The organism is Microbacterium sp. CCNWLW41 (genome assembly GCF_037083505.1).
Genome location: NZ_JBAOJP010000004.1, coordinates 19,200 through 36,968 on the forward strand (window position 1 = coordinate 19,200; position 17,769 = coordinate 36,968).

General features: G+C 68.9%; 19 protein-coding genes and 1 tRNA gene. 8 read left to right on the plus strand and 12 right to left on the minus strand.

The window, feature by feature from the left end; translation table 11 throughout:
- Positions 1 to 132 precede the first annotated feature (132 nt).
- Positions 133 to 1,197: an NUDIX hydrolase gene (locus V6R91_RS15250; RefSeq protein WP_336395956.1), complete on the plus strand. Its 1,065-nt coding sequence runs from the start codon at positions 133 to 135 to the stop codon at positions 1,195 to 1,197.
- Positions 1,198 to 1,362: 165 nt separating this feature from the next.
- Here V6R91_RS15250 and V6R91_RS15255 read toward each other — a convergent pair whose 3' ends face one another.
- Positions 1,363 to 1,743, minus strand: coding sequence for an RNA-binding S4 domain-containing protein (locus V6R91_RS15255; RefSeq protein ID WP_067243694.1), 381 nt, complete (start codon positions 1,741 to 1,743; stop codon positions 1,363 to 1,365).
- Complete coding sequence (locus tag V6R91_RS15260; protein WP_336395957.1) at positions 1,740 to 2,456, minus strand: lysoplasmalogenase; 717 nt, start codon at positions 2,454 to 2,456, stop codon at positions 1,740 to 1,742. The genes V6R91_RS15255 and V6R91_RS15260 overlap by 4 nt, the downstream gene beginning before the upstream one ends.
- A gap of 174 nt (positions 2,457 to 2,630) precedes the next feature.
- Here V6R91_RS15260 and trpS point away from each other — a divergent pair, with 174 nt between their 5' ends.
- Positions 2,631 to 3,698, plus strand: a complete 1,068-nt coding sequence (gene trpS, locus V6R91_RS15265) for a tryptophan--tRNA ligase (protein WP_336395958.1) — start codon at positions 2,631 to 2,633, stop codon at positions 3,696 to 3,698.
- Between the two features lie 41 nt (positions 3,699 to 3,739).
- Here the strand turns inward: trpS and V6R91_RS15270 are convergent, their stop codons facing one another.
- Positions 3,740 to 4,396, minus strand: coding sequence for a pyridoxine/pyridoxamine 5'-phosphate oxidase (locus V6R91_RS15270; RefSeq protein ID WP_336395959.1), 657 nt, complete (start codon positions 4,394 to 4,396; stop codon positions 3,740 to 3,742).
- A 119-nt stretch (positions 4,397 to 4,515) separates the two neighbouring features.
- On the opposite strand from V6R91_RS15270, the gene V6R91_RS15275 reads away from it, so the two are divergent.
- Positions 4,516 to 5,091, plus strand: a complete 576-nt coding sequence (locus V6R91_RS15275; RefSeq protein WP_336395960.1) for a GNAT family N-acetyltransferase — start codon at positions 4,516 to 4,518, stop codon at positions 5,089 to 5,091.
- Positions 5,092 to 5,104: 13 nt separating this feature from the next.
- Here the strand turns inward: V6R91_RS15275 and V6R91_RS15280 are convergent, their stop codons facing one another.
- Complete coding sequence (locus V6R91_RS15280) at positions 5,105 to 5,686, minus strand: GNAT family N-acetyltransferase (protein ID WP_336395961.1); 582 nt, start codon at positions 5,684 to 5,686, stop codon at positions 5,105 to 5,107.
- A gap of 169 nt (positions 5,687 to 5,855) precedes the next feature.
- On the opposite strand from V6R91_RS15280, the gene V6R91_RS15285 reads away from it, so the two are divergent.
- Positions 5,856 to 5,932 (plus strand) — tRNA-Pro (locus V6R91_RS15285).
- 120 nt (positions 5,933 to 6,052) lie between these two features.
- Positions 6,053 to 7,369, plus strand: coding sequence for a serine/threonine-protein kinase (locus V6R91_RS15290; RefSeq protein ID WP_336395962.1), 1,317 nt, complete (start codon positions 6,053 to 6,055; stop codon positions 7,367 to 7,369).
- Here the strand turns inward: V6R91_RS15290 and V6R91_RS15295 are convergent.
- The 4 genes from V6R91_RS15295 to V6R91_RS15310 form a co-directional block, all read right to left on the minus strand.
- Positions 7,366 to 8,118, minus strand: a complete 753-nt coding sequence (locus V6R91_RS15295) for a tyrosine-type recombinase/integrase (protein ID WP_336395963.1) — start codon at positions 8,116 to 8,118, stop codon at positions 7,366 to 7,368. The genes V6R91_RS15290 and V6R91_RS15295 overlap by 4 nt on opposite strands.
- Before the next feature lie 123 nt (positions 8,119 to 8,241).
- The gene (locus V6R91_RS15300) at positions 8,242 to 8,559 is read right to left on the minus strand and encodes a hypothetical protein (RefSeq protein ID WP_336395964.1); all 318 of its coding nucleotides are present in this window, start codon (positions 8,557 to 8,559) and stop codon (positions 8,242 to 8,244) included.
- Positions 8,556 to 8,750 carry a hypothetical protein gene (locus tag V6R91_RS15305; protein WP_336395965.1) on the minus strand — a complete coding sequence of 65 codons (195 nt, stop codon included), beginning with the start codon at positions 8,748 to 8,750 and terminating at the stop codon, positions 8,556 to 8,558. The genes V6R91_RS15300 and V6R91_RS15305 overlap by 4 nt, the downstream gene beginning before the upstream one ends.
- Positions 8,751 to 8,752: 2 nt before the next feature.
- Positions 8,753 to 8,983, minus strand: coding sequence for a CopG family transcriptional regulator (locus V6R91_RS15310; protein ID WP_336395966.1), 231 nt, complete (start codon positions 8,981 to 8,983; stop codon positions 8,753 to 8,755).
- Between the two features lie 167 nt (positions 8,984 to 9,150).
- Between V6R91_RS15310 and V6R91_RS15315 the strand changes: the two genes are divergently transcribed.
- The gene (locus V6R91_RS15315) at positions 9,151 to 9,354 is read left to right on the plus strand and encodes a hypothetical protein (protein ID WP_336395967.1); all 204 of its coding nucleotides are present in this window, start codon (positions 9,151 to 9,153) and stop codon (positions 9,352 to 9,354) included.
- A 106-nt stretch (positions 9,355 to 9,460) separates the two neighbouring features.
- On the opposite strand, the gene V6R91_RS15320 is transcribed toward V6R91_RS15315, so the two are convergent.
- Positions 9,461 to 10,210: a hypothetical protein gene (locus V6R91_RS15320; protein ID WP_336395968.1), complete on the minus strand. Its 750-nt coding sequence runs from the start codon at positions 10,208 to 10,210 to the stop codon at positions 9,461 to 9,463.
- Between the two features lie 1,024 nt (positions 10,211 to 11,234).
- Between V6R91_RS15320 and V6R91_RS15325 the strand changes: the two genes are divergently transcribed.
- Entirely contained in the window at positions 11,235 to 12,257 is a 1,023-nt protein-coding gene (locus V6R91_RS15325; protein ID WP_336395969.1) for a DUF4236 domain-containing protein, read from the plus strand.
- Positions 12,258 to 13,086: 829 nt separating this feature from the next.
- Positions 13,087 to 13,707: a hypothetical protein gene (locus V6R91_RS15330; RefSeq protein WP_336395970.1), complete on the plus strand. Its 621-nt coding sequence runs from the start codon at positions 13,087 to 13,089 to the stop codon at positions 13,705 to 13,707.
- 103 nt (positions 13,708 to 13,810) lie between these two features.
- Here V6R91_RS15330 and V6R91_RS15335 read toward each other — a convergent pair whose 3' ends face one another.
- The 3 genes from V6R91_RS15335 to V6R91_RS15345 form a co-directional block, all read right to left on the minus strand.
- Complete coding sequence (locus V6R91_RS15335; RefSeq protein ID WP_336395971.1) at positions 13,811 to 14,686, minus strand: hypothetical protein; 876 nt, start codon at positions 14,684 to 14,686, stop codon at positions 13,811 to 13,813.
- A 61-nt stretch (positions 14,687 to 14,747) separates the two neighbouring features.
- Positions 14,748 to 15,572: a hypothetical protein gene (locus V6R91_RS15340; RefSeq protein ID WP_336395972.1), complete on the minus strand. Its 825-nt coding sequence runs from the start codon at positions 15,570 to 15,572 to the stop codon at positions 14,748 to 14,750.
- A 160-nt stretch (positions 15,573 to 15,732) separates the two neighbouring features.
- Positions 15,733 to 17,766, minus strand: a complete 2,034-nt coding sequence (locus tag V6R91_RS15345) for a hypothetical protein (RefSeq protein ID WP_336395973.1) — start codon at positions 17,764 to 17,766, stop codon at positions 15,733 to 15,735.
- Between the last annotated feature and the right edge of the window lie 3 nt (positions 17,767 to 17,769).

Genomic DNA, 17,769 nt, shown 5'->3' on the forward strand with positions numbered 1-17,769 from the left:
ACGAAACGCGGTGACCTGATACGCCCGGTCGGTCCGCTCAGGTCGTGGGTCGGGACGCGGATCGGGCCGGAGTTGTTGCGGATCGGGTCGGGGACGGCGCGCGGGGTCGGTGAGCTGTGAAAGGCTGAACGGGTGACGATCGTCCCGCCCGAACCCGGTGAACCGCGCCGCCCCCTGGGCCCGCTGGACAGCGGTGACGCCTGGGTGATCGCGCCCACCGGGGAGCGGTACTGGGGGCGGTACGGGGCCGCGGGGCTCCTCGCGTACGACGCCGCGCGCGGGGTGCTGCTGCAGCATCGGGTCGGATGGAGCCACTTCGGCGGGACCTGGGCGCTGCCCGGCGGCGCCCTGCACGAGGGCGAGTCGGCGATCGCGGGGGCCCGTCGAGAGGCGCAGGAAGAGGCCGGCGTGCCCGACGGCGCGGTCCGAGCCCGCTTCGCGAGCGTGTTCGACCTCGGCTACTGGTCCTACACGACGGTCGTCGCGGATGTGAGCGTGCCCTTCTCGCCGGTGATCAGCGACCCGGAGAGCGTCGCCCTGGAATGGGTGCCCGTGGACGAGGTCGGCGAGCGGCCGCTGCATCCGGGCTTCGCCGCGGCCTGGCCCGCGCTCCGCGAGCTGCTCACCGTGCGTCCCGTCGTCGTGGTGGACGCCGCGAACGTCGTGGGCTCGGTGCCCGACGGCTGGTGGAAGGACCGCGCCGGTGCCGCAGGACGGCTGCGGGACCGCCTCGACGCCTGGCGCGCCAGCGGTGTGCCGGGCGCAGCTCTGGGCGTCGCCGGAAGCGAGTGGCACGGGGACGACGGGGGACAGGGCGGCGCCCCTGAGGTCTCCGACACCGCGCATGACGACCGGACCCGCATCGTGTGGTTCCCCGAGATCGATCTCGTGGTGGAGGGCGCGGCGCGGGACGTCGCGGAGCGGAGCGAACCGGCGGGTGGCGGGGACCCGTTCCCCCGCACGGAACCGCTGGCCGACGCGGGGGTGGAGGCCGGCAGGACAGGCGCGGTCGGCGTCTCCGTGGTCCGCGCGGCTGGCCATGGCGACGATGCGATCGTCGAGCGGGTCGCGGAACGGGTGGCGTCCGGGGCGCTGGTCACCGCGGTGACGAGCGACCGAGAACTCCGCGAGAGGGTGGAGACGGAGGGCGCATCCGTCCTCTCGGCCGGACGACTCCGCGCACTCCTCGACGCCTAGCCCGAGGGGAGGTGCGACACCCGGACGGGGTCGTGGGCAGCGACGGTGACCGATCGCGAGACGGGTGAGCACGTTTCGGCTCGCTGCGCTCGCTCAACGACCGGGGGTGTGCGCGGAGGGCGGGGGCGTTTCGGCTCGCTGCGCTCGCTCAACGACCAGCGGGGGTCAGTGCTCGTCGCGGCCGCGGAGGCGGTCGATCTCGCGACGCTCGCGCTTCGTCGGCCGCCCGGCGCCGCGGTCCCGGAGCCCCGCCGCTGCCACGGGTTCGCGGGGCGGCGTGCGATCCTCTGCGGCCGCTGCGGCGAGCGGGGCGCCGACGCGCTTCGAGATCGGTTGGCGGACGACGAGGATCCGATCGAAGCCCGAGATCCGCACGCGCAGCTCGTCCCCGACCCGCAGCGTCTGCGCGGCCTTGACGCGCTCCCCGTTGACGCGGACGTGACCGGCGCGGCACGCGGTGGTGGCGGCCGAGCGCGTCTTGTACACGCGGACGGCCCAGAGCCAGCTGTCCACGCGGACGGTTCTCGTCGGATCGACCTCGCTCATCGGACGACCTCCTCGGAGGCGGCGGCCGGGTTCGAGGAGGGGGAGACGCGCAGAACCCTCAGGGCGCCCCACACGAGCAGCCCCTGGCCGAGGGTGTAGGTCAGCATCACGGCGGGGCTCGTCCAGGCCGGCATGGCGTCGGGCAGGAAGAGGCGGAAGGCGAGGATCGAGTCGCTGAGCAGGAAGAACGCTCCGCCCAGGGCGATGATCGGGGTGCAGCGCGCGGCCGTCGCCGCGGTCCCCGCGAGGACGAGGCCGTACGCGCCGACACCGACGAGGAGCGGTCCGGTGTGCGGGCCGAGCGTCACCAGCATCAGCATCCACCAGACGGCGTACACGACCGTCCAGAAGGGCAGTCGGCGCACCCGTAGCACCCGGAGGAACAGGACGATGTACGCCACGTGTGCGATGCCGAAGAAGCCGAGCATGAGCGGCAGTTCCGGCGCGAACGGGAAGAAGAGTCCCGCTTCGTCGCCCAGCCAGGAGAAGAACAGCGCGCCGAGCAGGAGCATCACCGGCGTGCGGGAGCGAAGGGCGATGATCCGACGGGCGTCGAGGAGCACGGGGACCGCGAGGAGCGGCATGAGGAGCGCTTTCGTCGGCACCGCCAGGGGGCTCTGGGCCGCGAGCGCCGCCACGTGAACGATCGAGACCACCACGAACGGCAGGAACGCGCCCAGGGTGCGCATGCGGGTCGACGGCGGGGTCTGCATCCGTCCATCGTATTCAGCGCGGACGAGTAGAGTCGTGGGCATGTTCTCGTCGTCCTCCGTGGGGTGGTGGCTGCGCTCGCAGCCGTAGACGACGTGTCTCGTCGGGGGCTGCATGGTGCAGCCCCGCCGCGGGAGCGATCCGTGCAGTCCCTTCGTTCAGAAGGGAAATCGGAGATGGACTCATTCGAGGCGACCCGGGCGCGCATGCCCGAGCTGGAGCGACGGATCGATCAGGATCCCGGGGCGTTCCGCGTGCTGACGGGGGAGCGGCCGACCGGGCCGCTGCACCTCGGGCACTACTTCGGCACCCTGCGCGAGCGCGTGCGGCTGCAGGAGCGAGGGGTGGAGACGTTCGTCGTGCTCGCGGACTACCAGGTGATCACGGATCGCGAGGTCGCCGGAGACGTCGGCCGGTTCGTGCGCGAGGCGGTCCTCGACTATCTGGCCACCGGATTGGATCCTGAGCGGACGACGATCTTCACGCACTCGGCGGTTCCCGAGCTGAACCAGCTCCTGCTGCCGTTCCTGAGCCTCGTGTCGGAGGCCGAGCTGCACCGGAACCCGACGGTCAAGGCGGAGCTCGCGGCCTCGGGGCGGGCGCTCAGCGGACTCCTGCTCACGTACCCCGTGCATCAGGCCGCCGACATCCTGTTCTGCAAGGGGAACCTCGTGCCGGTGGGCAAGGACAACCTGCCGCACGTGGAGATCACTCGGACGATCGCGCGGCGCTTCGCCGAGCGGTACGGAGCGTTGTTCCCGGAACCCGAGGGGATGGTGACCGACGCGCCCGAGCTGCCGGGATTCGACGGCGGCAAGATGTCGAAGAGCCGCGGCAATGCGATCGCGCTCTCGATGACGGCCGACGAGACGGCCGCGCTGATCCGTCGTGCGCGGACCGACAACACGCGGGCGATCACGTACGACCCCGTCTCGCGCCCGGAGGTGTCCGGGCTGCTCTCCGTGGCGGCCGTGTGCTGCGGCCGGGTGCCGGAGGATCTCGCGGCGGACATCGGGTCGGCGGGCGGCGCGGCGTTGAAGGCGACGGTGACCGAGGCGGTGAACGAGTTCCTCGCTCCGTTCCGCGCGCGTCGGGCGGAGCTGGCGGCGGATCCGCGGATCGTCGACGACGTCCTCGCCGCGGGGAACGACCGTGCGCGAGCGATCGCGGCCGAGACTCTGCGGGAGGTCCGTGAGGCGATGGGGATGGGATACGCGAATCCGCCGCGGGGGTGCGCGGCCTGAGGGCCGGTGCGGGTGGCGGGTCGGCCCGGAGGCGCGCGGGGCTAGGCCCAGAGGCGTTCGCGGATCCAGGTGTCGGCGTCGCGACGGTAGCGGAGCCGCTGGTGCGCTCGGTCGGGGGACCCCTGCCAGAACTCGACCGACTCCGGGCGGATCCGCCAGACGGTCCATTCGGGCGAGACCGTGGCGGGATCCTGCTCCAGCCGTGCGGCGGACGCGGCGATGAGAGTCGCCGGATCCTCGTCGTCGCGGATCGCGTCGCCCTGGCGTCCGAGGAGGGCGATGGCCTTGGCGCCGGCGGCACGGGCGCGGAAGTCGGCGGCGGACTCCTCCGGTGACGCCGTAACGGCGACGCCTCGGATCCGGATGGCGCGGGCGAGCGGTGACCAGTAGAAGGAGAGGGCGCAGGCCGGGTTGGCGGCCAGCTGTGCACCCTTGGCGGACTCGCCGCCCGAGGCGATCTCGAAGGAGCCGTCGGCCGTCACGTCCTTGAGCGTGAGGACCCGGGCATCCGGCGACCCTGCAGCATCGACCGTCGAGAGCGTCGCGGCGTGCGGCTCGGGAACGCCGGCCGTGATCGCGGCGTCGAGCCAGTCGAGGAACAGGCGGTGCGGATCCGCCGGTGCCGAGGCCGGGTCGAACGGCGGGGGAGAGCCGACGATCGCGGGCAGGGCGCGGAGACGGTCGCGGATGCTCGGCATGGCTCCAGTATCCCTTGCGGGTGGGACAGGCGTCCTTGGGTGGGGTGCGGCGGGTCCGTACTGTCTGGCGGAGCCGGGATCTGCGGTGCGGGCAGCGGGCTGGGCCGCATACTGGTGACGTGGAACCGGTGCGGCGAATCGAGGTGCCCGAGATCGTGGGCGCGGCCGTGACGCTTCGTCGGTTCGCGCTGACGGACATCGACGCGGTGCTGGACGCATCGACGGATCCGATGATCCCTCTCGTCACGACGGTTCCGGCGGTGGCGGACCGGGCGCTCGCCGCGGCGTCGATCGCGCGTCAGCACGATCGTGCGGCCACGGGTGCCGGCTACTCCTTCGCGATCGAGGCCGAGTCGGGCTGCGTCGGGCAGATCGGCCTCTGGCTCCGCGACATCGACCGGGGCCGCGCGACGATCGGCTACTGGATCCGGCCCGGTGCTCGCCGGCGCGGTTACGCGTCCGCCGCGCTGGCCACCCTGGTCGACTGGGCGTTCACGAAGCAGGAGATCCCGCGGCTTCAGCTGTACGTGGAGCCGAACAACGTCGGTTCCTGTCGGACCGCCGAGCGGGCGGGCTTCGAGCGGGAGGGGCTGCTTCGTTCCTGGGAGCTCGTCGGTGAGCAGCGGCGCGACATGTACTCCTACGGACTTACGCGTGAACGGTGGTCGAGCGCGCCGCGGGGTCCGGTGTCGTAGCCGGACGACTCGGTCAACCCGCGGTGGTCAGCGTCACGAGGGGACGGCCGGGCTTGAGCTCTCCGGTGGCGGAGAATCCCGCGGCGAGGAACGTCGAGAGGGCGCCGTGGAAGAGGTCGTTGGAGTGGACGTTGCCGCCGGACGTGTCGATGGGGTAGCCCTCGATGACCCGGGCGCCGGCCTCGCGGGCGTAGATGACCGCGGCGTCCAGGAGCACGCGGTTGATGCCCATCCCGCGGAACTCCCGGCGCACGCTGAAGCAGCTCACCGCCCAGACGCTCTCGTCGTCCAGAGACTCCGCCGTCGCCGCCTTGATCGCGCGAGTCCGTCCGAGGCGCTGCTGGGCCGGGCGCGGGCCGATCCGGATCCACCCCGCTGCCTCGTCGTCGACGTACGCCACGATGCCCGGCGGAGGACCCTCCAGCTCGGCGCGCAGCATGTCTCGACGGGTCTCCACGGTCGTGGACTCCCACTCCTTGTTGCTGATCATGGGCCAGATGCACTGACAGCTGCGTCCGTCGCCGCCGCCGGAGAGCGCGCTCTGCACGTCCTCCCATTGCGCGGGCGTCGCCAGGGCCGTGGTGATGGTGGGCATGTCCGCACGTTACGCCGCACCTCCGACATCGGCAACGGCTCCCGGGGTTGGTGGTGTGTTCGGCTGGGGGATCGGGGGACGGCGGCGCGCCCGGTGCCCCGTTGGTTCGCGGTGGCCTCGCCGGTCGGCTACGATGGGGGAGTTGCCCGCGCTTCGGCGCGGTCGTCCACGGGCTGTGGCGCAGCTTGGTAGCGCACTTGACTGGGGGTCAAGGGGTCGCAGGTTCAAATCCTGTCAGCCCGACCATTTAGGGCCGGAATCTCGCAAGAGTTTCCGGCCCTTCTGGATGTCCGGGATCGCCAACCCCTCCAAAACCCCTCCAGTGCGCAAGGCCAATGTGAGTCAGCGATAGCCTGATGGCGTTGGATGACGGAGGACGAGATGACGACTTACACACGCCTGAGGCCCCTGCAGACGGGTGGGCAGGGTTCGGTTTGGCTGTGCCAGAGCGAGACCGGAGAGTTGGCGGCAGTCAAATACCTGCTCCTCACCAATGAAAAGGCGGTCAACGACGAGCGCCGACGTCGGTTCGCCCGTGAGGTGAAGTCGCAAATGTCGCTTCAGCACCCAGGAGTCATGCCTGTACTCGGGGCAACTCTCGATGCCGACCCGCCTTTCTTCATCATGGCGTTCTCTGAGGAAGGGTCGTTGCGGGACCGACTTCCGCTCGACGCAGATCCGCCCGTTGCGCTCCCGGAGGAAGAGGCCTGGCACATCTTCGACCAGCTTCTCGATGTGGTTGCGTTTGCCCACGAGAACGGTGTGGTGCACCGGGATCTCAAGCCGGAGAATGTGCTTTTCTACGACGGTCGAGCAGTAATATCTGACTTTGGCATGATCAAAGACATGCGTAGCGAAAGCACCTTGCTTACCGCGAGTGGTATGGTGCTCGGCACATGGGGATACATTGCCCCTGAACAGATCAAGCGGTCGAAGGACGCCGACGCGCGATGCGATGTTTATGCGCTCGGACGTATGCTGCACGAACTCCTAACTGGGTCATACTCGCCAACAGCCATCGATGTAATGGATGTGCCTCCCGCCTACCGCCACATCATTAGCAAGGCAACTCGAATGAACCCCGACGATCGGTTCCAGGACGCGTCGGAAATGCGCCGGGAGTTCGCGCTCCTCAGAAGCGACTCCGAGGATACCCAGCAGCCGTCGGAGCGAGCTGCAACCCTCGTCGCGGCTATGGCTGCCGGCGACGACACACTAGCTGACCAGTTCGTGCGACTGGTGATCGAGAACGATGACGATGTCGTTCTGCTGCGCAAGGTGGTTCCGCTGCTGCCGGAGTCTGTACTGTCGCAGATCGCGATCCGAGACCCCGAGCAATATCTCGCCTTGGTGCAGATCTTTGATCGCTACGCTGACGGCAGCTTTGCCTTTGAGTTCACTGACACAATCGCCAGGTTCCTAGTCGCTGCGTATCGAGCGACGCAGGACATTCGTGTTCACGAGGTAATTCTGAACCGGATTCTGGTGCTCGGGGCTACGCACAATCGCTTCTTCGTGCGGAACACCTTCATTGACCTCGTGGACAGTGCGATCAAGCAACCCCACTACGCGCCGATTGTTGCGAACCTACTGCGTGCGAACGAGGACGCCCTCGATTTTGTCCGTGAGCCACTGCGCGAACTGTCGCTCCCGAAGGTCATCGCAGAAGTTGTGGCTGCCTAGCCCCCGATCTGGCGCAGAGGAGCGACCGGCGCGCTGGCAGCCGAGATGCGAGCCGAGAACGCGGCGCGGTGAGCGCTGAAGTCGCGCGGCCGGACGTGCGCATAGACTTTGTCGGTGATGGCGTAGCTCGCGTGTCTCATGGCGCGGGACAGCTCGTGCATGTCGAGCGCGCGGGACTCCAGCGCGAGCGTGGCGAAGGTGTGGCGTAGCTCGTGGAAGTGCAGTCCGTCGAGACCAGCGCGGGTCGCGGCTGGCTTGAACGTGTACCGATAGAAGCCCTTGGGGTCGAAGGTGTGCCCGTAGCTGAGCTTGTTGTGCCCCGGCACCTTTCCCGGCCACAATCCGGCTTCCAGGTTGTCGCGGTGTGGGTGGTCGCGCAGGTACTTGCCCAGATCGCGGAACAGGGTCTCGTCCAGGATCGGCACATCGCGCACGGCGCGTGCGGTCTTCGGCGTGCCCACGTCGTAGCCCCTGCTGGTGTGGGTCATGCTCCGCCGCACCTGGACCTCGCCACGGCGGAGGTCGATGTCGCGAATGCGCAGCGCGGCAACCTCCCCGATACTTAGCCCGGTCAGAGCACCAAAGCGCACCAGCAAGTCGTGCCGTGGCTGAGCCGACAACTCGGCGCTGAGCCGGTTGACCTCCTCGACGGTGAGGAATCGCGCCTCGGCGGTGTCCGCCTTGGGCTTGGTGACGGCGATGCAGGGGTTGAACGGGATCAGCCGGTGCGCGTAGGCGTATGAGAACACCTTCCGCACCACCTTGTAGGCGCCGAGCGTAGGCGCCGAGCACACTCGTCGCGGTGCGCGGCTTACCGTCCGCCTTCGGCTTGGCGCGGAGGTCAGCGAGCCACGTGTCCAGGTCTGCCGCCTTCAGGGTCGAGATGCGCCGGTTCCGGAACGCGGGGTAGCGTGCACGCGCAGTGCGATCTCGTAGCCGTCGAGGGTCTTCTGCTTGAGGTGCGCGCTCGCCGCAATCATCGCCTCCGCGACCTGCCGGAACGTCTTCGACCGGCCTGCAAGGTGCTCGGTCGAATTGCCCTCGTCCAGCTCACGTTCGACCTTGTCGCGTTGCCGCTCGGCTTCGCGCTTCACATAGAACGTCTTCTCCTTGAAAGTGCCTGCTTGGGGTCGCCACTTGACGACGTACGCGGTGCCCTTCGAGGTCTCCTTGGTAGTGATGTGAGTCATCGGTTCTTCTCCTGGGGGGGAAAGCGCTCCAGGAACTCTTCGGTCGTCTCGTTGCTGTCCAACGATGCCTGGAGCGTCTCGCTCTCCTCCGGCGTCAGGAATGTGTACTGCGTGAAGGCATTCACGGAGCGGTTGCCCCGCGACCGGTGATCCTGCAACTCCTTCTTGGTCAGTGTCCGCTTGATGGGCATGGTCAGTTCTCCTTCTGGTTATAGGTGGTGGTCGGCAGTGCAGCGGCGGTCTCGGGCGAGACGACGCGGTACGGCTCCAGACCCGCTAGGATCAGGCTCCGCACGAACGCGGCTCGGCTCACTCCGGAGAGGTCGGCCAGGGTCTTGATCGCCTCCGCGACTTCGCCGGGAACGTGCGTTTCGACAACGGCGCTGTCTGGCAGCACGGTCGGGCGGTGGTTCGGCTTGGTCATGTCGTCTCCTTGTGGCGGCTTTCCCTGCGTAAGTCTCGTGTGGGTAGTCATCAGATGGCAAACGTGATTTGCGCGCTGATCAGGTAAAAGGTGCAACCTCGCGGTGTGCGCGACGGGGCGCGCGTGGAGCAGAACGGACTCGAATCGACACCCCATCAGGAGAAACCATGACCCCGAACTATGAGCAGACATTCCAGGACCGCAGTGAGTACGCGGGTGGAGGCGGACCGCAGTACCGCACGCCCGCAGGCGCGCCGCGCGATCTGAGCGTGGGGGAGCGGGCGCGGCTCCTGCGCCGCGAGGGCATCGCCAACCAGGCAACGCCCACCCACCCGGACGAGCCGATGGACTACGGCGAACGCCTGGCCTGAGAGCACCACCGCGCCCACGAGGGTGGCCAGGGCGTGAAGAAAGCCCCGACTCCGGTACGCCGGGACAGTCGGGGCTTTCTACGTGGTGAGCGTGGCGCGTAGCGGCTCAGAGGTCGGCCTTCTCTGCCGTTGCCTCTGCGGCGGCACGCACGGTGGCCGGAATCGCGTCATAGAGAAGTGCGGCCTGATTCGGCTTCGTGATCAGCTCTTCGACAACGTCGTTGATGGTCTGGAAGATGATCGGGAGCAGGTCAACGTCCTCGTCTGAGAGCAGCAGGACAACGGCGTCATCGGGCGCATCATCGACGTGGAGAGACTTGTTCCCAACGTGGCGGATGAGCGTCAGAAGCTTGCCTGTTGCAACATTGACACGGGGGATGACGCGAGCGATGTACTCGTCCAGGCGTGATCCCTTGGGTGCGTCCGGATCGAGGAGCTTCAACAGCCGTTCCAGAGTGGCACGCGCGAAGGCAGCCCCGGCGCGCTTCGAAACAGACGCAACGGCGCTGGCTTCGTCGTACAGCTCGCGCACTTCCGGCGGCATGTCCTCACTTGGCACCGGTGCGGGCGAGCTCTGAGGATAGATGAGTACATCCCCGCGCCAGACACACCGGTGCGTGCAGGAAGCGCACTCGCTCATCGACCACATTGGCGCCGTGTCGGCGTCCTCGACGTTCTCGACCTGCGGCCCGCCCGAGTTGATGTCGTAGGCAGCGGCCCAGGCATCTCCGTTCCCCCAGGCGCTTGACGTTTTGTAACTGAGGTAGTGCCAGGTGTGTGATGCGAACGAATTACAGCGCGGGCAGATGAAGCGCTCGGCGTCGAGCGCGGGCTGGCGAGAGATCGGATCGGGCATGGGCTGATGATATCGAGACCCGGAGGCTTGCTAACCCCTCCGAAACCCCTCCAGCGGCGCCTGACGTAGCCTCCCGATAGCTCCCGTCAGCGCCCGGCAAATCGGCGATATGCGCGGAAGCACGGGGCGAAACGGGGACAGGCGGGAGCTGTCGCGCTCCTCGGAAATCGCCTCGGGGCTGCCTGGGGGGTCAAGGGGTCGCAGGTTCAAATCCTGTCAGCCCGACCGAGAGGTCCCGGAAACTCAAGGGTTTCCGGGACTTTTTCTATAGGTGGATGTGATCCCGTCGTCGAAAACCCATCGCCTTGACGTTCTCGCGTCATTTTCAGGCCGCCGCGTTCCGGTAGCGGAGCGGCCGCGCCGGTTGCTCCCGAGTCGCGGGTGGGAGGAGGACGCACCTGTTCGGTATGGATACCGAACACCGCCCGACGTGATTGAAGCGCTTGATTCACTTCAGCAAGGATGGTGTTCCGACATCCCTTGAAGGCACGGCAAGGGCGGTTCCTCTGACGAAGACAGGACTCCTCGCTCGCCACAGCCCGAACGCGCATTGCCCGGATAGAGATGCCTCTGGTCGCCCCAGGATGCCTGGCAATCGAACGCGTAGCGACAGTCGGGGCGTGGCAACCGGCCGAAAAGCCACCTCAACCGGATGGTGCTGATTTGATAGAGAGATGGGTGCTAAGCAACATCCAGACCAGACACCGCCGGTGCGGCCAGTCGAATGGCGGATGGAGAAGACCGACGATCGTTGGCTCTTCGGCGGCGTCCGCAGACACGACAATGGCGCTGGTTCCATCGTTATCTCACGTCTCGATCTAAGCCGGACGCCCGTGACCGATCTGCGGAGGGCGATGCTTCGTGCTGGCAGACAGGAAATGATGCCAGGCGATGTAGGCTCAGGACGCTCGAGAGCCGGGCTTCGAGCGATAGAGACTCCTCGGGAGGCCGAAACTGCATGCGGCGTTGCACGAATCCACTAGTGTGCTCTTGAGCATTCGATAGCCGACCAGATGAGGCAGCCATGGGGTTCAAAGTACGCAAGTCCATCAAGATTGCCCCTGGCGTGCGTCTCAACGTGTCGAACAAGAATCTGGGTCTTTCCGCCGGTGTTCGTGGCGCTCGTGTCAGCGTGAACACGAACGGGCGCACGACGCGGACCGTGGGTATTCCTGGCACCGGTATCTCGCATACCTCGACGACCACGTCGGGTAGGCGGTCATCGTCTTCATCATCGAACCGTTCCAAGCAGCAACCCCGGCCGGTGAGGGCGGTCGCGCCGAAGAAAGCTAAGCCCGGTCTCACAGCTCCTGCGTGGGAGAAGCAGCTCTTCAAGCAGGTCAACAGCACGCCAGACGCAGCCGCTATCCACGCAGTCGGTCAGCAGTACCCGGCCGCTGCGGCGACCGCTGCGATGGTTGAGATGCTTCGTGTGGTCGGCCCCAACAAGGACGGTGGACGAGCCCGTGTTCTTGCTGGATGGCTGTTCGACACCGGGTACGACCCCTCCGGCGACCCGTTCATTATCAGGTACGTCGAACGCCCGGAGATCAGCATCCCTGTGGCTACCGGCGTCACTGCGGAGATGCCGTGGGATCGCCAAGCGATGGGCCTGTTCGTTGCTGAGCTGGAGCAATCTTTCGGAAACCTGGACCGTGCCATTGCCGTCGTCGAAAGCCTCGAACCTACGACGGTCGCCGCTGTGTCGCTCGCCGAACTATACGCAGAGACGGCGCGCTGGGCAGACATCGTCGACATCACCAACGGCTTGACGAATGACGATGTCGCAGCGACCTTCCTCCTGATCCAACGCGGCACGGCACTTCGTGAGCAGGGTTACTTCGAAGCGGCGCGCGAGGCGCTCAAAGAAGCTCTGCGGCCACGATCGCGCCCCGTCGAGCTGCGGCACCTCGCGCTGATCGCGCGAGGACACACCTACCTTGCCGAAGGCAAGACGAGTATGGCTCGGAAAGACTACGAGCGGGTACTTGCCGACAACGCCGCGTATCCCGGACTACGGGAGATGCTGGACGCTGCTGCCACCTGACGTGTGTGCCGAGCGTTGCGCGGCCCTTTCAACTCCGCGGAGATCGGTTCCTCCAGCGCCGATCTACTGGCTTCCGCTCGGACACGGTTCGAGCCGATGTCCTGCGCGGGAACTGGATCGATATGCGGGCACCGGATCAGCAGCGCCGCTTCAAGTCGTTGTCTCATTTTTGCGCCATCGGTGGCAACCGATGCTTGGCCCGAAACGCTTCATCGTCTGACACTCGTGGCGTCTAGCGCGCGTATACGCCGCCCGGTGCTTTGCGCGATAGCGGCTCCGCATGCACACGACCCCCGACGCGTCGCCGCGTCGAGGCTTCCGAACGCGCTGGGCCGTCCGTCAACCTCCCGAACCCGAACGACTCCACGCAGCTTGACATCGCGCGCGCTGGCCACGTACCAGAAACCCATCAGGTACCCATCTCAATCACCCGCCAAGGTCCGCCACCGGCCGGCTACACTCGTACCAAGCGAACCGCCCGGTTCCTGTACGCACAAGGGAATCCGCGAGTTCCCGAGACGATTGGCGGAGACCGGAAAAATGACCGGATCCTCCAGGGGTCGCAGGTTCAGATCCAATCAGCCCGACCGAGAACGCCCTGATGAGAACTAGCTCTCATCAGGGCTTCATCGTGTTGCGGTGCTGAGTGACACGAGCGCATGACTGGAAACAATGGGACCCTTGCACGGCACGAAGGGTGTCGCTCGGATCACTACGATGACGGGGAGACGGACGTACGTTCTCGAGGCGAGGGGCGGGGCACACGTCCCCTCGGCTGGTGCGCCGCGGCGCGCCCAACGCGCCCCGCGGAGCGATAGAAGGAGATCAGTTGAAGCGCTTGTTTTCCCGCAGCAAGAAGGCCCAGCCCGCGCCGACCGCGTCGCGGGCCCCGCGGGGGACGGACATCGTCGTACCGCTGCTCTCCGGCCAGGCGTGGGTGGACGCGAACGCGGAGAAGCTGGCGCGGATCCCGGACTTCCCGCCGGGGAACCACCCGTTCAGCCGCGAGATCGCACAGGGGCTGTACGCGGCCTATGCCGTGGATCCGGGACCCAGCTGGGAGATCGTCGACGTGGAGTCCGTCGAGCGCTTCGGCGGCGCCGACGCACTGCACCGCGTCGCTCTGGCGAACCTCCGACGGCGCGGCGATATCCGGCTCGAAGGCGACAACGGGCGGTACGCGCTCACGGTGCCCGACAACCTGGACCTGACCGCATCGATCCTGCTGGACCCCGCCCGATGGCGCGCGGCCATCCCCGCCTCGGGAGACCTCGTGGTCGCCGCCCCGACCCGCCTCTCCGTGTGGGTGTGCAGTATCGACGACCGCGAGTCCGTCGAGAAGCTCGCGTCCGCGGCGATCCACGGTTTCGAGAACGGCGAGGGGAAGCCGGTCTCACCGGACCTGTTTCGCCTCTCGGACACGTCGTTGTCCCGGTTCACCGTCGCGTAGCCCCTCGGGGCCGGGGCAGCCGCGCGCGGGGCACCCTGAACGCACGCACGCACGCCCGCCGCCGATGTCGTCGACGAACGTCCTCGCCATCGCCCGGTGTTCCTCAGCTCGGGGACTGAGGTGGCGCCTCGGGGTACTTGTCGCGCACGCCAGGATCTCGCGGGCCGTTCGGATCCGCCTCGATCAGGACGTCCACCCCGGTGGGATGCCCCGTCACGTCGTCGTGGATGATCACGACGGTGCCGCCGACGACGGGAGCGTGCTCGCGCGGCACGCACAGCCCCTCGGACACCGACCTGATGCCCGTCGCCGCACGGAACCTCGCGGTCACGGTGAACAGCGCATCGTCGTCCTCGTACGTCTGCTCCCACTGGACCGCGGTGATCCTCGCGACGGCCCGGAGACCGTCCCGGCGCAGGTGCTCACGACGCAGATGGCGGGCGTAGCGGCGGCGCAACGACCGGCGGAACGCACGCAGACCGAACAGCCCGAGCAGGACCAGCACGACCCCGAGCCCCGTGATCCCGAGGGCCATCAGCGGATGGACGAAACCCGGCCCGGCGGCGATCAGCCCGGAACCGGCGCCCAGCAGCCCCGCGACGGCCCCCGCGGCGGTCGGCGCGCCTCCGGACTCCGACCAGGGCTCCGAGGTGTCGAGGAAGATCGCGAGCCCGATCCCCGCCATCATGGTCAGGAGGACGGCGGTCACGGTCACGGCCTCGGGAACCTCCGGCCACCGGACGTCGAAGAGGTGGGTGAGCACCGGGTCCCGGTCCCTCGGACAGACGCGTCCTCCCGTCGGCGAGTCCGAGTAGCACTGCGGATCCATCTGCGGCAGTCCGGCCGCGGCGATCGTGAACGTGGCGATCGACCAGAGAGCGGCGATCGCGCCGGCCCGTCGGAGGACGTACCCCCAGCCCTCGTCGGGAACCGGCAGCGGTGCGCTCCGCTCGGGTCCCCGGTCTCCTCCGTACGTCACCGGCGTCGGCCCCGCTCGACGAGGACCGGCGGGATCGGGCGTGGATCTCGCCCGACTCATGTCAGAGCACCCCGTCCGGCCAGACGATGAGGCCGCGGTCGCCGATCACCGCACGTCGGAGGCCGGCATCAGAGGCCGTCACGAGGAGGCTCTTGGAGTTGTTCCCGGCCGCGAGCAGCACCACCTTCCCGGATGGTGCGGTGAGCACCTGTTGCGGGCCGAACACGCCCGCGAGCTCGGCGACCGTCTCGTCACCGGCGCGCATCCGCAGCCCGAAGCGCGAGTCCTCCTCGATTCGATACCCCTCGCCGGCGGGCGATCCCGTCGCGGGATCGAGCACCACGGCGCCGTCGCGGAGCGAGGGTCCGCGTGGATCGACGCCCCAGAGGGCAGAGGACTCGTCGGCTTTCGCCACGGCGACGATGCCGGGATCGGAACCGGCCTCGCAACGGGCAGGCGCCTCGGGACCGCACGCCTTGTCACCCGTCCCGGGATCGAAGCCGAAATTCCCGTTCTCGGTCGCGACGATCACCGGGCCGCCCGGGGCGGCGGACGTGACCCGGACCGGGAAGTTCGCGGCGCCCTCGGCGTCCAGCGGCTCGTCCCACAGAAGGGAACCGTCGACGAGGGAGTACGCGGCCAGCCGGATCGGAAGGATCCCGTCCTGGACCCGCATCCGATAGGGGACGACGACGACCTCGATCTGCTCGCCGTCGTGCATGGTCTCGGTGATCCCGATGCCGATCGACGCGTCAACGGGACGATCGACCTCCCAGGCGAACCGCCCGACGCCGATCACGACGACCCCGAGCAGGACAAGCGCGACGCCGCCGGCGACGAGGACGCGCAGCCAGCGGCGTCGCGGGGTCTTGTCCGGTGTCGTCACGATCGCCTCCCTCCCGTCGAGCGTCGCACATCGGTCTGCCCTCAGGGTGTCGGAGGAACGGCTCTCCCGATCACAGGACGCGCTTGGCCACACCGGCCCCGGTCATCGTGGCCCCGGGGCCCACGGCATCCCGCTGACCCGGCACCCACCGCCCCGCACGTCACCCGCGGGTGATGGAGAACCCTCCGCGGCGGACGCGGACCAGCCCGCCCTGGGCCGCCTGCCCGCGCTGGGAGCCGTCGCCCGCGTAGGTCCGGCCGGATCCGGGCGCCAGGGGATCGACGCGGACGTCGGCGTCCGTGGCGTTGGCGTAGAGGACGGCGGACCCGGTCGTCGTCGCATAGACGGCCGTCGCCACGCGCGGCTGGATCAGGAGGGCGTCCAGCCGGACGTCGCCCCGACTCGTGCACCGCACGGTCACCGGACCATCGGGCAGGTCTCCGCCGAGCCGCTCGGGGACGAGCATGCCGTCCGCCTCCGTGAGCCCGCGGTCGCCCGCGCCGCCGGCTGCCGTGCGCGTGCTCCAGACCAGGCGTTCGCCCGCGAAGCCCTCCCACTCGGCCTCGCCGGCATCCGCGGCCTGCCGCCAGACGAGTCCGTGCAGGATGCCGCCCGGCTCCGTCACGTCGAACTCCACGCTCTCCCCGGCCGGGACCTGTACGTAGGCGCCGCCGGACAGGTTACCCTCGCCGGTCCACGCTCCGCCGTCCGGCCGGACCACCGTGCAACCGGGGGAGAGCCGGGCGGACTCGGCGTCGATCGCCCGCAGCCCGGAGAAGGCGCGCAGCCCCGTGATCGACGTGGCGAGATCCGCGATGTCGGGGTGGGCATCGAGCAGCTGCATCGTCAGCAGACCGTGGATCGTCGACTCCGCTCCGGAATTGCGGTTGACCCGCCCGTCGGTCTCCACTCCGTCGAAGGTCACGCCGGTCGCGGGGTCGTACACGGGGATGCCGGCGGTGTTCGCGCCGAAGAACCACCCTGCGGCGAGCCCCGCGAGCACCCGGAACCCCTCCCCGGCGACCGCGGCGGCCTGCACGGCCCCGGCGACGCGACCGTGCGCGCCATAGGCGATCTGCGCCTCGGCGGGGAGCGGCGCCCAGGCGTTGTGCGGACCGCCCGAGGCCAGCACCTGCGGCGTGAAGCGCCCGGCATCCGCGACGGAGGCCGCGATCCAGTCCTGTCGTCCGAGCACGGCGCCCGCGCGACCGAGCGCCTCGGGAGCGGCGGCGCCCCAGGCATGCCAGAACCCTCGCGACCCGGTCCACGGCAGCACCGCGCCGAACGGCCAGCCCTGACCGGGATCCGTGGCCATCGCCGCGACCGCCTCGCCGTACGTCTCCAGCGCCGCGCGGCTGCGGACGTCGCCGGCCTCGGCCGCCGCGGTGAGGCCGAGCATCGCCTCGGCCGTGGCATCCGCCCCGCCGGCGATGAGCCACGCGGGGAGGTCCCGACCGTCGCTGCGCACCCACTGCCCGGCGCGGGAGAGCGACTCGCGGCCGAGGGCGTCGAGGGCGAGATGCAGCCGGTCGAGCAGGAACGATGCGAAGCCCGGATCCGCCCCGCGGAAGACCGCATAGCCCTCGCCGAACGCCCACACGGAACGGGTGAGCCAGTACGACTCGCCCGAGTCGGAAGGATCGGGCAGCTCCACGGGGATCGCGCTCGGGTTCAGCGCGCCGTCCTCCTGCTGCCACAGCACCACGCGTCCGGCGTTCTCCCCGGTCGTCGTCTGGAGGTAGGCCAGGGCTCGGAGCATCTCACGGGCGTCGTCCCGGCTCTGCGGGTCTCCCGTCGCGACCGCGTCCCGCAGGAAGACGACCGCGGCACGCGCGATGTCGTCGGCGTTGTACGCGCCCTGGCTCCAGTGCCCGGTGGCGGCGTCCCGGGTCCCTCCGCCGACCCGGCGGTAGCCGCCCGCGCCGTCGGCATCCGCGTAGGTCCACGGCGCCCGGACGACCGGACGCGCGCCGATCTCGTACGTCGTGTGCGCGGACGTCTCCGCGACGGGCACGTCGGCGAGCAGGAACCGCAGGTGGGCAAGGTTCGTCAGCCGGGCGCCGGGGGCCGCGGACCCCGCGCGGACGGCGCCGGAGAGCGCCGGCGTCCGGGCCTGCGCGGCCTCCGCAGGCATCAGCGCGAGCGCGGAGGCTCCGGCGGCGAGCAGAAGGAACGAGCGGCGGGTGGTGTCCATGGC